Origin of the sequence: Dactylosporangium sp. NPDC000555, from assembly GCF_040300025.1 — a bacterium.
Taxonomy (GTDB): domain Bacteria; phylum Actinomycetota; class Actinomycetes; order Mycobacteriales; family Micromonosporaceae; genus Dactylosporangium.
The window spans coordinates 21396-36615 of record NZ_JBEPDB010000044.1 but is presented as its reverse complement, the minus strand read 5'-3'; the positions used below and the strand labels follow the sequence as shown (position 1 = coordinate 36615).

Genomic DNA, 15220 nt, shown 5'->3' with positions numbered 1-15220 from the left:
CATGTCGCCGCCGCTCGGGGACGGCCGGTCAGCGACGGGGTACCCAGAACTCGACCTCGGTGCCCCGGCCGGGGCGGCTGAAGATCTCCGTGCGGCCGCCCAGGTCGGCGATGCGGCCGCGCATCGACTGGGCCACGCCCAGCCGGCCGGCGTCCGCGGCCTGGGTGAGGCGGTCCGGGGGGAAGCCGACGCCGTCGTCGCGGACCGTCACTCGTACCGCGTCGCCCTCGTCTTCCAGCAGGATCCAGGCGCGTGCGTCCGGGCCGGCGTGGCGGCGGACGTTGTCGAGGGCCGCGTGGATCGCGGCCGTCAGTTCCGCCGCCGTGGCGTCGGCCAGGAGCACCGGGTCGGCAGGCGTGGCGACCTCGACCGTGGCTGTGGCGACGGCGGCGAGCCCGGCGCGCAGGTCCCGCTGCGCGGCGCTCCGGTCGGGTGGCGGGGTGGTGGCGCCGCTGAGGAGGTTGCGCAGGGCGACCTCCTGCTCTCCGGCGAGGGCGGCCAGTTGCGGGCCAGGGCCACCGAGGTCGCCGCCGTGGCGCTGCATCAGGGCCAGCACCTGCAGGACGCCGTCGTGAATGGGGCGGGCCAGCCGGTTGCGCTCGGCGTCGGCGGCCTCCCGGCGGATCTCTTCGGCGTGCCGGCGCTCGGCCCGGCGGGCCGTCCACTGCTGGGCGAAGCCCAGGCCGCCGGTGGCGGCTGCGGCGACGAGCAGCAGCGCGACCGACATGGTGAGGGGGTTTACGGAGTTGAAGTACGACGATTCGGGCAGGATGTAGGTGGCCTGCACCGTGCCCTGCCCGCCGATCGCCAGCATGCCCGCGAGTGGGCCGAGGGCGGCCGGCACGGCGCCGCTGGGGGCCAGTGCGGGCGCGCAGGCGCCGACGATCGCGGCAGTGGCCGCCGCGACGAGCCCCGCGATCAGCAGCCCCGGGATGACGCTTTGCTCGGTGGCGAGCCTCTCCGGGTGGCCGGTCGTCGCCGCGTACGCGATGAACAGCGCCGCCGCGGCCGCCACCGTGACCGCCGCGGCCAGCGCGAACCGCCAGCGGCTCCAGGCGAAGGCGCCGCCCAGTGCCAGGCCAGCGATCACGGCGGCCGCGACCGACGACGTGGCGCGCACCGCGCCTATCGCCAGCAGCATCGGCACCGCCACCGCCACCTGCACGGTCGCCGCGGTCAGCGCGCCGCCGAGCGACCACGGCCCGGCGATGACGGCGAGGCCGGCCACGACGGCGAGCATGATCGTGCCGACGACCGCTTCTTCGACGTACCCGTGCCGGGTCATGGCGTGCTGGGCCACACCGAGCAGCGCGGCGAGCCGCTTGCCGGTCAGCAGGCCCATCGGGAGGATCAGGGCGACGGCCAGGCTGCCCGCGAGGATCAGTCGCAGCCGGGACCAGCCCTGGCGACCGCCAACGGCCGGGCGGTCGCCGCGGCGCAGCAGCCACGCCGCCGGGGCCGCCGCGGCGAGGGACACCGCGATGACCACCAGGTACCACGCCTGTGTCGTGTTCGGCGTCCGCAGCCACCATGGACCGGTCAGCGCCAAACTGAGCAGTGGCGAACCCAAGGCCAATCCCGCGACGGTCGCGCCGCGACCGGTCTCGCCGCTGCGGATCAGCGACTGAGCGGCGGCGAGGACGCCGACGATGACGAGCGGCCGCGCGGCAGTGACCGGCACTGCGATCCACTCGGGGGACAAAACGCCCATCACTTCGGCCAGCGGCGGCCACGCGCCGAGCAGCCCCCCGGCGAGCAGCAGCAGCGGCCACCGGCGCAGCGCGACCAGCCCGATCACGATCGCGACGACCGGTATGGCGGCGTACGCGGCGGCGAGCGCACTGCGGGCCGTCACCCGCAGCGGCAGCCCCAGCAACGGCACGGGTCCGCCGCTGGGGTTGAACCGCGGCGCCGTGGCCACCAGCAGCGCGGCTCCGGCTATACCGGCAACGAGCGTCGCGGTTCGCGCTGCCGGCGAGCCGCACGGTTGGTCCATGCGAGTCATCATGGCCGATCCACCGGCCCCGCGCTGGCCCGCGGATCCCGCTCGGCGACGCCGGAATGCGGCAGTCGTATCGGCGGACCGTCCGGCCGGTACTCGAAGTGCCACCACTCGTTGTCGTACGGCCGGTACAGACGATGGCCGCCGCCGTGCCGCTCCAGCCAGCGCGCACCTTCGGTGGGACGCACGTCGAGCGCGGTCCCGGCGACGTGCCGGGACGCGTGCGGCGGCAGGACCGAACGCAAGGCCGCGGCGACGGATCCGTCGCGGGCCACCGCCGCGTCGAACAGGCGCCCCTGCTCGAGCGGGTCACGGTACCCGGAGGTCAGCCCGATGAGCTCACCGTCACGCCACAGCGCCTCGGCCCGCGCGGCCTCGAAGGCGGCCCGGGTCGCCGCGGTCAGCCCGGTGAGGTCCTCCGCCGGGAACCGCGCCGCGAGCGCCCACTGGCACGCGGTGTGCCGGGCCCGCGCCGGCGCGGCGAGCCAGGCCACCGGCAGCAGCATGAGGGCGAGCACGCGCGTGACGACGCGGTACACCGCATCGCGCCGTCGAACGGGGCCGTAGCCCTCGGAGGCGGCATCGCGGTCGGCGATGATGTACGGCATGCAAGGAAGATCTCCTGCCCGCCACCCTGGGAGCTTGAGTCGCGATACCCAATCGCGGTAGGTACCGCCACTCAGGACTATTGCGTGTAGACGGTCGCCTCACGGGAGGTCTGCTGGATGCCGTTGGGACCGTTGAACACTCGCCGGCCCCACCAGGTGAGAGCCTTGGCGTTGAACTGGGTCGCCATGTCGAGGTTGCTGACGTCTCCGCTGTTGCCGCTCCAGGACCAGGCGAGATAGCCGATGCGGTCCTTCTGCGCCTCGGACATGACCGCGTCCTCGTCGACGTCGCCGTCGTGGTGGGTGTACGCGAACTCGGTCACCGCGACGGGAAGCTTCGCCCGGATGTACCGGCCGAAGTAGTCGTGGATGTTCGTGGCGCGGCTGAAAGCGCCGTATATGTGAATGGAGAAGACGGTGTTCCGCTCCGGATCGGCGGCGAAGACGCCGGCGGCGTTGTCCCGCATGGTGTATGACAGGTCCTGACCCCAGTCGGGCGCATCGACCATGAGGGTGTGATGGAAGCCCGCTCGGCGCAGGCGGCGGATCGAGTCGATCGTGTCGCCGGGCCAGGTGCGGAAGTTGTCGAGGACGTATGGTTCGTTCGCGATGCCGATGACGGCGTACTTCTCCTGGCCGATGAGCGCCTTGCGAATGCTGATCCAGTAGTCCACCGCCCGGGCCTGCGGAATGGCCTCCTTGCGGTAGCCCCACCCCGTGGTGTCGTCCACCATCAGGACGCAGATGAGGCGGTTGCGCCGGCACAGCGCGATCAGGTGCGCGACATCGGCCGCGTCGTTTCTTTTCGCGATCACGCCCGTGGACAACTCGACACGTACGGTGTTGGCGCCCAACGCCCTGACGTCGCTGAACATCCGCGCGGTTCTTTCCGGATACATGGCGTGGTTCTGGCCCACGCCGCGCATGACGAACTGGTTGTCGTCGCCATCGTAGAGGCGCCCATTCTCCACATGGAACCCGGATCGTCGCGGTGCCCCATTCGAATGGTGCAGATGTCTCGAATAGTGCACGTGTCCCACGAGGATGACCGAGACGGCGACGACGGCGGCGGCGATGGCGGCGGCGATGAGCGACGTGCCCGCGACGGTGCGCATTCTCATGACCCACCTCGGACGGGGCTTCCTGGCGCTGGATCAAGGCCGGGCAGACGGCCTCCGGGCAGTAGAGCACTTCCCCGGTGTCGCCACGCAAACCGCTCGCGCGGCGATTTCTCCCGGCCGGCCGTCAGGCTTTGACGCTGCCGCTATGACACCGCAACGACGAAGGTAGACGCGATGTGTTCCGATCGGCCCAGTGGCGCGAAGAAACGTGAGGCAGGCATTTCGACAACTGGAGCCGCAGTCGTTACTGCACGCAGAGTGTCAGTTCTTTCGGTACGTTCAATTCCGGCTTAAGGTTCCCCGTACCTTACTTCCTTGACCGGCCCGGGCGGCGCGACGCTGTGTCGGTGAAAAGGTCGAAGCGCGTAGGGTCCCGCAGGTTCACGGCGATCGTCGTGTTGATGAGTGCGATGCTCGTCGGCGGGGCGCTGACCGCGTCGTTCGCGTCGGCGTCGATCGGCGGTGGCGGTGGGTCCAGCGCCGGCCCCGCCCACCGCTGGTTCTTCTGGCACGGCGGCCGATCGGGCCATGCGTCCCAGCCGGCGTCCCGGCTGGCGTCCCAGCCGGCGCCCTGGCCGACCGCCGTCCCGACGTCGTGGCCCACTGCCTGGCCGACCATCCCGGGCGGAGGGGGTATCGGTACGCCCGCCAGCACCCCCGCGACAACGACGACGCCCACGGCCACCGCGACCCCGAACCGCACGGGCAAATGCGCCGACGTGGAGGTGGTGTTCGCGCGGGGCACCGGCGAGCTTCCCGGCCTCGGCGTGCTGGGCACCCCGCTGGTGACCGCGATTCGCTCCGCGCTGCCCGGCCGCACCGTGGACGCGTACGCCGTGAACTACGCGGCCGAGGCGTCGCAGGCCAGCGCCGGCCCTGGCGCCACGGACATGAGCCGGCACGTGAGCACCGTCGCGGCGGCGTGCCCGGGCACCAGGTTCGTGATCGGGGGATACTCTCAGGGCGCAACCGTCACCGATATCGCGATCGGCATCCCGTTCGGCGTAGCCCAAGGCACGGCGATCCCGGCCGACCTCGCTTCACGAGTGGCGGCCGTGGTCGTGTTCGGCAACCCGCTCGGTATCACGCACCAGAGCATCGCGCAGCGCAGCCCGGTCTACGGACCGAAGACCAAAGAGTTCTGCAACGCTGGTGACACGATCTGCGGCAACGGCGACGGCGGCAACAGGCTGGCCCACCTGCAGTACGCGACCAACGGCTCGGTCCAGCAGGCTGCCCAGTTCGCGGCCGGCAAGCTCACTGGCGCCTGATCCATTTCCGATCCCACCGCAGGTCATGACCCACGTCGGCGGCCGTTCGCCAAGCTGTTAAGAATCCTTGCTGTCATGCATCGCCGTCGCTACGCTCAGTCTCGGTCGGCCGCTCTTGTTGCGTTGATGTGCGTCGAAGCGGCCGGACCCGCGGCATGTTCACCGCACACCAGGACGACAGAGTGGCCGTGGGCCAGTCGGAGGAGTGAACAGTGACGGTGCGGACAGCCCGCTGGATACCCGTGGTGATGCTGTGCGCCGCTGTCGCACTGGGCGGCTGCACCGACGGTACGCCCGGCAAGGGCTCGGCGTCGCCGACGGTAGTGGACGCCGCTCAGGAGGAAGCGAAGACCCGAGAAAAGTACAAAATCTGGGCCGCGTGCATGCGTGACCAGGGGGTCAATGTCTCCGACGACATGAACGCGAAGCAGATCAACGACGACGGGTCCTCCATTGAGCAAGTGAAAGCCGCGTATGCCGCCTGCAGGAAGGTGGCGCCCGGCGCGGATCTCAATCCGACTCAGGCAGCGGCAGACCTCGAGAAGCGGCGCCGTAACGCGAAGTGCATGCGGGAGAACGGGTATCCGGACTGGCCGGACCCGGATCCCAACGATCCCTTCCTCTCCCCGCCGCCCGGCACTGACATGGACAAGGCGATCGAGATGCTGAGCACTTGCGCGCGCAAGACCGACAGTGCGATGCGGTGAAGCGGGCAATACTGGCAGGCGGCACGGCATTGGCGCTCGTCGCGGTCGCCTTCCTCCTGGTAGCGCGTAACCGTCCCGCCACCGCGCCGACCAAGGCCGCGGTGGCAACGGCCCCGGTTGTTCGTGGTGACCTCGTCGGCACCCGCCAGTTGCGGGGCTCGGTCACCTACGGGCCGGTGACGCCCGTCGAGTCGGCGGCGTCCGGGGTGATCACCGCCGTCGCTCCGGTCGGCAGCACCGTGTCACGCGGCCAGCCCCTGTACTCGGTGAATGACCAGCCGGTCGTCCTGCTCTACGGCGACCTGCCGATGTGGCGGCGCCTCGCGCCCGGCGTGACCGGTCGCGATGTCCGTGAGCTGAAAGAGAACCTGGCCGCCCTCGGGTACCCGGGTCTCGCCGTCGACACCGCCTACACCGAGCAGACGGCGACCGCGGTACGCCGCTGGCAGAAGGCGCTCGGCCTGCCCCAGACCGGCGCCGTCGAGCCGGGACAGGTCCTTGTCCAGCCCGGTCCGGTGCGCGTCGCCGAACACCGGTCGCTCAAAGGCAGTCGCACGGCCGGCCCCGTCCTGGGGGTCACCGGTACGACGCGAATGATCCAGGTGCCACTCGTCCCCGCCGACCGCGCCCTTGCGAAGGCCGGTACCGAGGTCAACGTGATCCTGCAGGACGGCACGAGCGTCGCCGGCACGGTCACGGAGGTGGTCGCGGCGTCTGTGACCACCAACCAGCCCACAGACGCACAGCCGACCGCTCAGGCCCTGATCGCCCTGGCCGATCAGGCCCGGCTGGGCGCGGCGGCGGACGCTGGGGCGCAGGTGCGGTTCACGGTGGCCAAACACACCGGCGTGTTGTCGGTACCGGTGATCGCACTGCTGGCGTTGCAAGACGGCGGCTATGGTGTCGAGCTCGTCGACGGCGACAGCACGCGGATCGTGACGGTGGAGGTCGGCATGTTCACCTCCGGCCGGGTCGAGATCAGCGGTGCGGGCATCACCGCGGGCCAACAGGTCAAGGTGCCGGCGTCGTGACAATGCTGGAGTTCACCGACGTGTCGAAGGCATACCCCGGCGGGGTCACGGCGCTTCGCGGGGTGAGCCTGCGCGTCGAGGAGGGCGAGCTGGTCGGCATCGTCGGGCCGTCCGGCTCCGGCAAGTCGACGTTGCTGCATCTGGCCGGGCTGCTCGACCGCCCGTCGTCCGGGCGGATCAGCGTTGCCGGCCACCAGGTCGACGGCCTGGCCGACCGCCAGCTGTCGGCACTGCGGGCCAGCTCTATCGGCTTCGTGTTCCAGAGCTTCCACCTGGCGGGCCGGGTGAGCGCATTGGACAACGTGGCCGACGGGCTGCTCTACTGCGGCGTCCAGCGCGCCGAGCGGCGCAGCCGGGCCGCCGAGGCGCTGCACAAAGTCGGGCTGAGTCACCGGCTCGACCACGCGCCCCACCAGCTGTCCGGCGGTGAACGGCAGCGGGTGGCAATCGCCAGAGCCATCGTCAGCCGGCCGGCGCTGCTCTACGCCGACGAGCCGACCGGGAGCCTCGACAGCGCGTCCGGCGACGGTGTGCTGCAGGTACTGCGGGAACTGCACGCCGACGGCACCACGATCGTCATCATCACCCACGACCGCGACGTCGCCGCCGGCCTGCCGCGCCGGATCGGCATGCGCGACGGCCGCGTGGTGACGGCGTGACCGCGATCCTGACGCCGAAGCGGTTGACGCCGGCCGACGTGCTGCGGGTCGGCGCTTCGGGGCTGCGCACCCACCCGCTGCGGGTCCTGTTGTCGGCGCTCGGCATCGCCATCGGCATCGCGGCCATGGTATCGATCGTCGGCATCACCGCGTCCGGCCGCGCCGGCCTGAACGCGGAGCTGGCCAAGCTGGGCAATAACTTGCTGGTGGTCGGACCGGCGCAGGGAGCCCTCGGCACGGACGCGAAGCTGCCGACCGAAGCCGAGACGATGATCAACCGGATCGACCACGTGTGGTCGGTTACCGCCGTCGGGGCGGTGCGGGGCGCGAAGGTGTACCGCAACGACCACGTGCCGACGGAACTGTCCAACGGCATCACTGTCGTGGCGTCCCGGCTGAACCTGCCGGCGGTAGTCTCCGCCGACGTGGCCGCCGGCAGCTGGCTCACACCGGCGGCGCAGCGGTTTCCAACGGTCGTGCTCGGCGCGAAAGCCGCCGAATGGCTGGGATTTGACGCAAGTAACCTGGGTGGCCGGATTTGGCTGGGTGGCCGCTGGTACACCGTGATCGGCATCCTGCGCAGCGCCGCGCTGGCCGAGGAACTGGACGCGGTCGTGTTCGTCGGCTGGGAGAACGCCACCGAGGACCTCGGCTTCGACGGGCATGCCTCCGCCGTCTACGTGCGAGCCGAGGAATCGGCGATCGGATCGGTCCATAGTCGCCTCGCCCGTACCGCCAACCCGGAGAGCCCCGGCGAGGTGCGGGTTTCCCGTCCCTCGGACGTGTTGATCGCCAAGGCGGCCGCTGACCGGGCGTTGACGTCGCTCCTCGTGGGTCTGGGCGCTGTGGCGCTGCTGGTCGGCGGTATCGGAGTCGCCAACACGATGGTCATCTCGGTGTTGGAGCGGCGCGCGGAGATCGGGCTGCGCCGCGCGCTCGGGGCCACCCGGACGCAGATCTGGGTGCAGTTCCTGACCGAGGCCGTCCTGCTGGCACTGCTCGGTGGTGGTTCAGGAGTGATCCTCGGCGCCGCCGCGACCGCCGCATACGCGATGGCCCAGCATTGGACGATGGCGCTGCCCGGTTGGGCGGTGGCCGGCGCGGTCGGCGCGACCTTCACCATCGGCTGTCTCGCCGGCATCTATCCCGCGGTCCGGGCCGCCCGGCTCGCCCCGACCGAGGCGCTTGCCAGCAATTGACGGACCCTGTTCATACCGCAGGCCGAGGCGGCGCGCGAAGAGCAGGATGACGGCGAGGGTGAGTATCTCGGCCGCGGCGGTGGCGCCGGCCGCGCCCAGCGGCCCGAACCGGGGGACCCCGACCGCGACGGCCACCGTCAGCAGCGCTGCCAGCAGGGCGACCGCCCGGGTTGACCTGCCGTAGCGGCCGTCTCCGATGCCGTCGAACATGAACGCCCGCGTCACCGCCATGAACGGCAGTGCCAGCATGAACACGGCCAGCCACTCGGCGGAGTGGCGGTCGGGCAGCGAGAGCAACGTGCCGGTGAGCCAGGGCGAGAGCCAGGCGACGGCGGCCGCCATGGGAATCGCACAGACCAGCGCGACCGCCACCGAGAAGTGGGCCGGGTGCCTCGAGTGCTCGATGCCCAGCCGGCTGCGCGCCCGGGCGACCATCGGGACCTGCAGCGCCGACTGCAGGACGCCGCCGATGGCCTGGTACGCGGTGACGACCGCCCCGAAGCTGCCCATGACCGCGGGCGTCGCGACCAGTGACAGCACGAGCGTGGGCAGCCGAGCCACGTACAGGTCGCCGACGGCGAAGCCGAACAGGTGCCGGCCCGAGCCGTATGCCGAGAAGGCGTGCCGGAGGGACAGCCGCCGGAAGTGGTGGCGCCGCAGGGAGCCGTGCTTGCCGAGGACGACCTCGCCGACGGCGAGCTGCGCCAGCCCGGCGGTGGCCAGCGCGACGGTGAGCGGCACCCCGAGCAGGACCATGACCAGAGAAGACGCCTTGCTGCCGCAGATCAGCATGGCGTTGGCGAGAAACCGCATCCGCCGGCTGAAGTCGGCGATCTGCAGCTGGGCGAGGCCGTTGCCGAGCACGACCACGCCCGCCGCCGCCAGCGCGGGCGCACTGTAGCCCCGCCGCCGGTAGAACTCGCCGACGAGGAGCGCGCCGAGCAGCAGGGTGGGCACCACCACGAACGTCCACTGGCTGCGCACGGCCGAGCGCTGCTCCTCGGTGCCGTTGAGGTACAGCAGCGCGGACCCGCCGCCGACGATGACGAGCACGAAGGCGAGCGCCGACGTGACCACCGTGTACGCCGCGATCTCGCCGGTCTGCCCGCGCGCCGCGCACACCGCCAGGATCGCCGCGCTCAGCAGGCCGTTGGCGACGACGGCCCCCGCCGCGATCGCCGAGTTGCGGGCGAGCCTGCGGTAGCCGGGCTCGGAGCCCTCGGCCGGCGCGGCTTCCCGGTCGGGCCGGGCCTCGATCACCGCGTCGGCGTCCCTCATGGCACGCCGGCCGCGGTTCGCATGGTTCGTACTGTACGTCCACCGGCCGTCCGCTCAGTGCGTCGCTGCGGGCGTTTTCGAGATCGCGCCGCCGCCGGCACAGTGGCAGCCCGCCAAGTCCCCTCGCGCCGGGCCAACTGGGGCTAATTTGTCGTCCAGAGATGGGTAATGACCGTTTGGGTGAACCGGAAGGGGCGAGGGAGATGCAGGTGAACGAACTGCTGGTCGAGGGCTTCGGGCGGCTGCCCGAGCTGGTGCGCGGCGCCGTCGAGGGGCTCGATGCCGAGCGGCTGCGCTGGGCGCCGAGGCCGGGCGCGAACTCGATCGGCTGGCTGGTCTGGCACCTCACCCGGGTGCAGGACGACCACGTCGCCGACCTGCTGGACGGGGCCGGGCAGCTGTGGGTGACCGGCGACTACGCCTCGCGGTTCGGGCTCGAGGCGCAGGCTCACGACATCGGTTACGGGCACACCCCGGAGCAGGTGGCAGCGGTACGCCCGGAGTCGCCGGACGCGCTGCTGGAGTACTTCGACGCGGTGTACGCCCGCACGCACGCCTTCGTGACCCGGCTCGCGCCCGAGGACCTCGACCGGATCGTCGACGAGCGATGGGACCCACCGGTGTCGCTCGGCGTACGGCTCGTCAGCGTGCTCGACGACGACACCCAGCACGTGGGCCAGGCGGCGTACGTGCGCGGGTTGCTGCCCGCGTAGCGGACGACACACTGCCGCGATCCGTGTGTGGTGGTGTACTTGAACTGCACGAGCCAATGCCCCGTCGGGAGATGCACATGGAAGAGCGTGCGAAGCAGCGGCACCGGGTCGTCATCGTCGGCGCCGGATTCGGGGGCCTGTTCGCGACCAAGGCGCTCAAGGGGGCGCCGGTCGACATCACCCTCATCAACGGCACCGCGCACCACCTGTTCCAGCCGTTGCTGTACCAGATGGCCACCGGCATCCTGTCGGAGGGCGAGATCGCGCCGCCGATCCGGGAGATCCTCAAGCGGCAGAAGAACGTCAAGACGCTGCTCGGCACCGTGACGCGGGTCGATCCGCAGGCCCGGAAGGTCTCCGTCGTCGCGCCCGGGATCGGCTACGAGGTGGAGTACGACTCGCTGATCGTGGCGGCCGGCGCGTCGCAGTCGTACTTCGGCAAGAACGAGTTCGCCGAGTTCGCGCCCGGCATGAAGAGCATCGACGACGCCCTCGAGCTGCGCGGGCGCATCTTCGGCGCGTTCGAGCTCGCCGAGCTGGAGAGCGATCCGGCCGTGATCGAGCGCCTGCTCACCTTCGTCGTGGTCGGTGCCGGCCCGACGGGTGTGGAGATGGCCGGGCAGATCGCGGAGCTCGCGCACCGGCACCTGCCGGGGCAGTATCACAACATCGACACCCGGCAGGCGCGCATCATCCTCATCGACGCGCTGCCCACGGTCCTGTCCACGTTCGGCGACCACCTCTCCACCCAGGCGCTGCGCCAGCTGCACAAGCTCGGCGTCGAGGTGGAGCTCAACACGAAGGTCGTCGACGTCGACGAGAACGGCATCGAGGTGGAGACGCCGGACGGGCGGCGCCGCATCGAGTCGGTCACCAAGATCTGGGCGGCCGGCGTGGCCGCGCCCGCGCTGTCCCGGCAGCTCGCCGAGGCGACCGGGGCGCAGACCGACCGGGCCGGCCGGCTGATCGTCAACCCGGACACCACCGTGCCCGGGCACCCGGAGATCTTCGCGGTCGGCGACATGATGGCGTTGGACAAGCTGCCGGGTGTGGCGCAGGTGGCGATCCAGAGCGGGCGGCACGCGGCCGGGCAGATCCGCAAGCGCCTCGCCGGCGAGCCGGCCGGGCAGCCGTTCAAGTATCACGACAAGGGCAGCCTCGCGACCATCTCGCGCTTCTCGGCCGTGGCGAGCGTCGGCCGGTTCCACTTCTCCGGCCTGCTCGGCTGGCTGCTGTGGCTCGTGGTGCACCTGCTCTACCTGGTCGGCTTCAAGAACCGGGTCACCGCGGTCCTGCACTGGTTCGTGAGCTTCATCGGCCGCGGCCGCTCGGAGCGCGTCTCGACCTTCCAGCAGGTGTTCGCGCGGCAGGCGATGCGGGAGTATCAGGAGAAGCTGCCGTAACCGTCTTCCGGCTCCCGGATCGGGTGCATGGCGAGCTCCTCGGCGCTCGGCCCGCCACCCGCGGCCCCGGCGTCGCGCGCGACCGCGTCCGGCTCGTCGTCCGTCAGGCCGCCCTCGTCGGGCCCGACGAGCCGGCCGACCAGCTCGTCGCGCAGACCGCCGCCGACGTCGTACATGGAGGCGTGGGAGTGCGGCGGCAGCGCCGGCGCGTCCTCGTCCTCCTCGTCCGGCGCCGGCCCGGCGGACCCGTCGTCCTCGGGCATCTCCCGGCCGAGCTTCAGCTCCAGCGGCTCGCCGGCCCAGGACTCCCAGGCCGTCGTGCCGTAATGGTCCACGGCGACCGGCGTGTCGTCGCGGTCGAGCGGGAGCGGGCCGGGGTCCGGGCCGTCGGCGATGCGGGGCGAGTCGACGTCGTCCCACGCGGTGGAGTCGGGGTCCGCGGTACCAGGTAGCCCGAGCGCCTCCGGGTCGGAGACGGGCCGCGGGTAGCAGTCCCTGCGCATACCTCCCGGATACCCGACTTCACCCGAAACGACACCTTTTCGTCTCACCATGGGGCGAACCCCGCCCACCGCGACGCCTGAAACCGGCGTCGCACCGATCTTTAAGGTTTGCTTTGCTCGCGGGTGCGGCCCGGCCTGCGCCGATACGATGCCGCCGTGGTGGACGACAGCGTGCCGGCCGCGTCGCGGTGGCGGGGCAGGCGTACATGGGCGATAGCCGGGGCCGGCGTCGTCGTGGCCGGCGCCGCGACCGTGGCCCTCGTGGCTCAGGCGTCAGGGGCGGCCTGCGCGGCCGCCGCGGCCACCTCGGGGCAGGCGACCTACTACGCCGCCGACGGAGGCGGGAACTGCTCCTTCGACAAGGTGTCCGAGCCGCTGGTGGTCGCGCTCGGCAACGCCGAGTACCGGGCCGGCGCGGCCTGCGGCGGCTACCTCGACGTCAAGGGGCCGAAGGGGACCGTGCGGGTCAAGGTCACCGACCGGTGCCCCGAGTGCGCGGCCGGGCACATCGACCTGAGCAAGCAGGCGTTCGCCCGCATCGGTGACGTCAGCGCCGGGGTCATCAAGGTCACGTACAGCCAGGTCGCCAACCCGCCGGCGCTGGGCCCGATGACGGTCCGGGTCAAGGAGGGCTCGTCGCGGTACTGGCTGGCGCTGCGCTTCGACAACACGGGCAACCCGCTGGCGAGCGCCGAGCTGCAGTCCGGTGGCGCCTGGAAGGCGCTCGGGCGCACCGATTACAACTACTGGATCGCCGAGAGCGGCGCGGGCAACGGGCCGTTCACAGTCCGGGTGACCGACACCGCGGGCCGGCGCACCACGCTCAGCGGGATCACGCTGACCCCCAGCGCCGTGCAGCGCCCGGGGGCCGAGGCGGCCGGCACTGCCGTGGCGAAGACGACCGGGCCGGCCCGTACGTCTGCGGCAGCCTCGGCGGTTCCGTCCCCTGCCGCCGCGGCCGTTCCGTCCCTTGCCGCCGCGGCGGAGGGCTCGGCCGGCGCCCGGCTGGAGCTCGCCACCACGTCGCCGGCGGCGGACCCGGCCGCCACCGGGGCCGCCACCGGCCGGCGCTGCTGATCGGCGCCGCGGATCGGGGCGGTCAGCCGACCGACGCCAGGTCGGCCGGGCTCTTCACCGGGTTGAACACGTCGTCCGGTGTCCCGGCCTCGATGGGTTCGTAGATGTACCGCAGGAACTCCCCGCCGGGCCGCTCGTCGTCGCCGCCGGGCCACATCCCGTTGGTGTCCACCCCGACGACGATGGTGTGCTCGCTGCCGGTGTCCCTGGCCAGCGCCCACGTCGTGATGGGGTACGTCACCGTTCTGTGCGTGCCGAAGCGCCATCGGGCGTACCAGCCGGGCGGGGCGGGAATGATCGACGTAAGTGACTTCATGGCTCAACTCCCCTCGGTGAGCACCTGGCGCGCCCGGTCGGCGTACCCGGCGTCGACCACCAGCTTGTACGTGGCGGCCTGCAGCTCACTCGCGGACGTGAAGTCTCGCCGGCCACCGGTCATCGCGTGGGCGGTCGCGCCGAACACGGCGCCCCACAGCAGGCCGGCGACGACGGCGAACACCACGACCTGCCACCAGGCACCCACCGCGAAGATGCCCAGCAGCACGCCGACGAGCAGGCCGAACCACCCGCCCGTGCCGGCGCCCGCGAGTGCCGCCCGGCCGACGGTCATGCGGCCCAGCACCCGCTCCACCAGGCGGATGTCTTCTCCGACGATGGCGACCCGGTCGACGGGGAAGCCCGCGTCGGAGAGCCGGTCCACGGCACGCTGGGCGTCGAGGTACTCGGGGTAGGTCGCGACCGTCACCGTCGCGCGCGGCTGCGCGTCACGGTCGGCGCCGGACCGCCGGTAGGGACGGTTGCTGGGAAACATCGTGCCGCCGTCTCGTGGTGTGTTGGGGTGGCTCGTCCCGGCCATCGCTAAACTCTCCTTCCCACGCTCAGGGCGCCCGCAGCAGCTCCCGGTACCGGCCCGGCAGTTGCGCCTGAACGTCGAGGAACGCCTCGTCGTCGACGACGTCCCGCAGCGCCGACATGACCGCCTGGATGAGCCGGATCGCGCGCTGCGGCGACAGCCCGGTGTGCCGGGCCACCGCGACCACGAACTCGGCCGGGCCCAGGTCCGGCGCCGGCGCGGCCCGGCCGCGCCGCAGTGCGGGGTGCAGCCGCACCGGCAGGAAGGTCGTGAGGTCGTCGGCATCACCGCCGACCTTCCGGGCCAGGGTCTCCAGGACCACCTCGGTCCCCCGCTCGGCCTCCGCCGGTGGCAGTCCGGCGCGGGCCGCCACCGTGGCCCCCCACTCGTCCGGGGTGGCGCCGCCACCGGCGAACTCGCCCCTCGGCAACAGCGGGGCGTACGAGTGCGGCAGCCGCTCGGTGAGGTGCCGGTAGGCCTCGTCGTCCAGCGTCTGACCGAGCGCGGTCAGGACCACGGACGCGTGCCGCTCGGCGACCTCGCGGGGCGTGCCCTCCCGGCTTGCGACCCGGCCCACGAACTCGACCGGGTCGAAGCCCTGCGCGGGTCCGGTGGTGAACAGCCACTCCGCCGCCTCCGGCGGCAGGGCCGGGACCAGGAGTCTCGCCTCGTCGCTGCCGATCCGTTCGGCGATCGTCCGCAGCGTCGCGGCGACGGCCCGCCGCGCGGTGTCGTCGTCGCCGAGGCTCTCGCGTACCGGCTCCAATAGCTGTTCCAACCCGACTGCCATCCGGA

16 protein-coding genes are annotated in these 15220 nt (G+C 71.9%); 8 read left to right on the top strand and 8 right to left on the bottom strand.

The window, feature by feature from the left end; translation table 11 throughout:
* Nucleotides 1-28: 28 nt before the first annotated feature.
* The 4 genes from ABT297_RS24640 to ABT297_RS24625 form a co-directional block, all read right to left on the bottom strand.
* Entirely contained in the window at nt 29-1996 is a 1968-nt protein-coding gene (locus tag ABT297_RS24640) for a sensor histidine kinase (protein ID WP_350553642.1), read from the bottom strand.
* An 8-nt stretch (nt 1997-2004) separates the two neighbouring features.
* Nucleotides 2005-2610, bottom strand: coding sequence for a D-alanyl-D-alanine carboxypeptidase family protein (locus ABT297_RS24635; RefSeq protein WP_350553640.1), 606 nt, complete (start codon nt 2608-2610; stop codon nt 2005-2007).
* Between the two features lie 77 nt (nt 2611-2687).
* Nucleotides 2688-3731 carry a cellulase family glycosylhydrolase gene (locus ABT297_RS24630; RefSeq protein ID WP_350553638.1) on the bottom strand — a complete coding sequence of 348 codons (1044 nt, stop codon included), beginning with the start codon at nt 3729-3731 and terminating at the stop codon, nt 2688-2690.
* A 307-nt stretch (nt 3732-4038) separates the two neighbouring features.
* Nucleotides 4039-4434, bottom strand: a complete 396-nt coding sequence (locus ABT297_RS24625; RefSeq protein WP_350553636.1) for a hypothetical protein — start codon at nt 4432-4434, stop codon at nt 4039-4041.
* A 16-nt stretch (nt 4435-4450) separates the two neighbouring features.
* On the opposite strand from ABT297_RS24625, the gene ABT297_RS24620 reads away from it, so the two are divergent.
* The 7 genes from ABT297_RS24620 (at nt 4451) to ABT297_RS24590 (ending at nt 11992) form a co-directional block, all read left to right on the top strand.
* On the top strand, nt 4451-5002 hold the full coding sequence (locus ABT297_RS24620; RefSeq protein WP_350553634.1) for a cutinase family protein: 552 nt from the start codon (nt 4451-4453) through the stop codon (nt 5000-5002).
* A gap of 212 nt (nt 5003-5214) precedes the next feature.
* Nucleotides 5215-5709: a hypothetical protein gene (locus tag ABT297_RS24615; RefSeq protein ID WP_350553632.1), complete on the top strand. Its 495-nt coding sequence runs from the start codon at nt 5215-5217 to the stop codon at nt 5707-5709.
* Nucleotides 5706-6740, top strand: coding sequence for a peptidoglycan-binding protein (locus ABT297_RS24610; RefSeq protein WP_350553630.1), 1035 nt, complete (start codon nt 5706-5708; stop codon nt 6738-6740). The genes ABT297_RS24615 and ABT297_RS24610 overlap by 4 nt, the downstream gene beginning before the upstream one ends.
* A 2-nt stretch (nt 6741-6742) precedes the next feature.
* Nucleotides 6743-7399, top strand: a complete 657-nt coding sequence (locus ABT297_RS24605; protein WP_350553717.1) for an ABC transporter ATP-binding protein — start codon at nt 6743-6745, stop codon at nt 7397-7399.
* 5 nt (nt 7400-7404) lie between these two features.
* The gene (locus tag ABT297_RS24600; protein WP_502885640.1) at nt 7405-8598 is read left to right on the top strand and encodes an ABC transporter permease; all 1194 of its coding nucleotides are present in this window, start codon (nt 7405-7407) and stop codon (nt 8596-8598) included.
* A 1481-nt stretch (nt 8599-10079) separates the two neighbouring features.
* Nucleotides 10080-10589 (top strand): mycothiol transferase, encoded by a 510-nt coding sequence (locus ABT297_RS24595; protein WP_350553626.1) that lies wholly within the window; start codon nt 10080-10082, stop codon nt 10587-10589.
* Between the two features lie 77 nt (nt 10590-10666).
* Entirely contained in the window at nt 10667-11992 is a 1326-nt protein-coding gene (locus tag ABT297_RS24590; RefSeq protein WP_350553624.1) for an NAD(P)/FAD-dependent oxidoreductase, read from the top strand.
* On the opposite strand, the gene ABT297_RS24585 is transcribed toward ABT297_RS24590, so the two are convergent.
* The gene (locus tag ABT297_RS24585) at nt 11974-12495 is read right to left on the bottom strand and encodes a DUF5709 domain-containing protein (RefSeq protein WP_350553622.1); all 522 of its coding nucleotides are present in this window, start codon (nt 12493-12495) and stop codon (nt 11974-11976) included. The genes ABT297_RS24590 and ABT297_RS24585 overlap by 19 nt on opposite strands.
* A 156-nt stretch (nt 12496-12651) precedes the next feature.
* On the opposite strand from ABT297_RS24585, the gene ABT297_RS24580 reads away from it, so the two are divergent.
* Nucleotides 12652-13572: an expansin EXLX1 family cellulose-binding protein gene (locus ABT297_RS24580; protein WP_350553620.1), complete on the top strand. Its 921-nt coding sequence runs from the start codon at nt 12652-12654 to the stop codon at nt 13570-13572.
* A 22-nt stretch (nt 13573-13594) separates the two neighbouring features.
* On the opposite strand, the gene ABT297_RS24575 is transcribed toward ABT297_RS24580, so the two are convergent.
* Genes ABT297_RS24575 through ABT297_RS24565 form a run of 3 tightly spaced genes read right to left on the bottom strand, consistent with a single transcriptional unit; the run spans nt 13595 to nt 15215 of the window.
* Entirely contained in the window at nt 13595-13888 is a 294-nt protein-coding gene (locus ABT297_RS24575) for a hypothetical protein (RefSeq protein WP_350553618.1), read from the bottom strand.
* A gap of 3 nt (nt 13889-13891) precedes the next feature.
* Entirely contained in the window at nt 13892-14428 is a 537-nt protein-coding gene (locus ABT297_RS24570; RefSeq protein WP_350553616.1) for a YflT domain-containing protein, read from the bottom strand.
* 22 nt (nt 14429-14450) lie between these two features.
* The gene (locus ABT297_RS24565; protein WP_350553614.1) at nt 14451-15215 is read right to left on the bottom strand and encodes a DUF2267 domain-containing protein; all 765 of its coding nucleotides are present in this window, start codon (nt 15213-15215) and stop codon (nt 14451-14453) included.
* Nucleotides 15216-15220 lie beyond the last annotated feature (5 nt).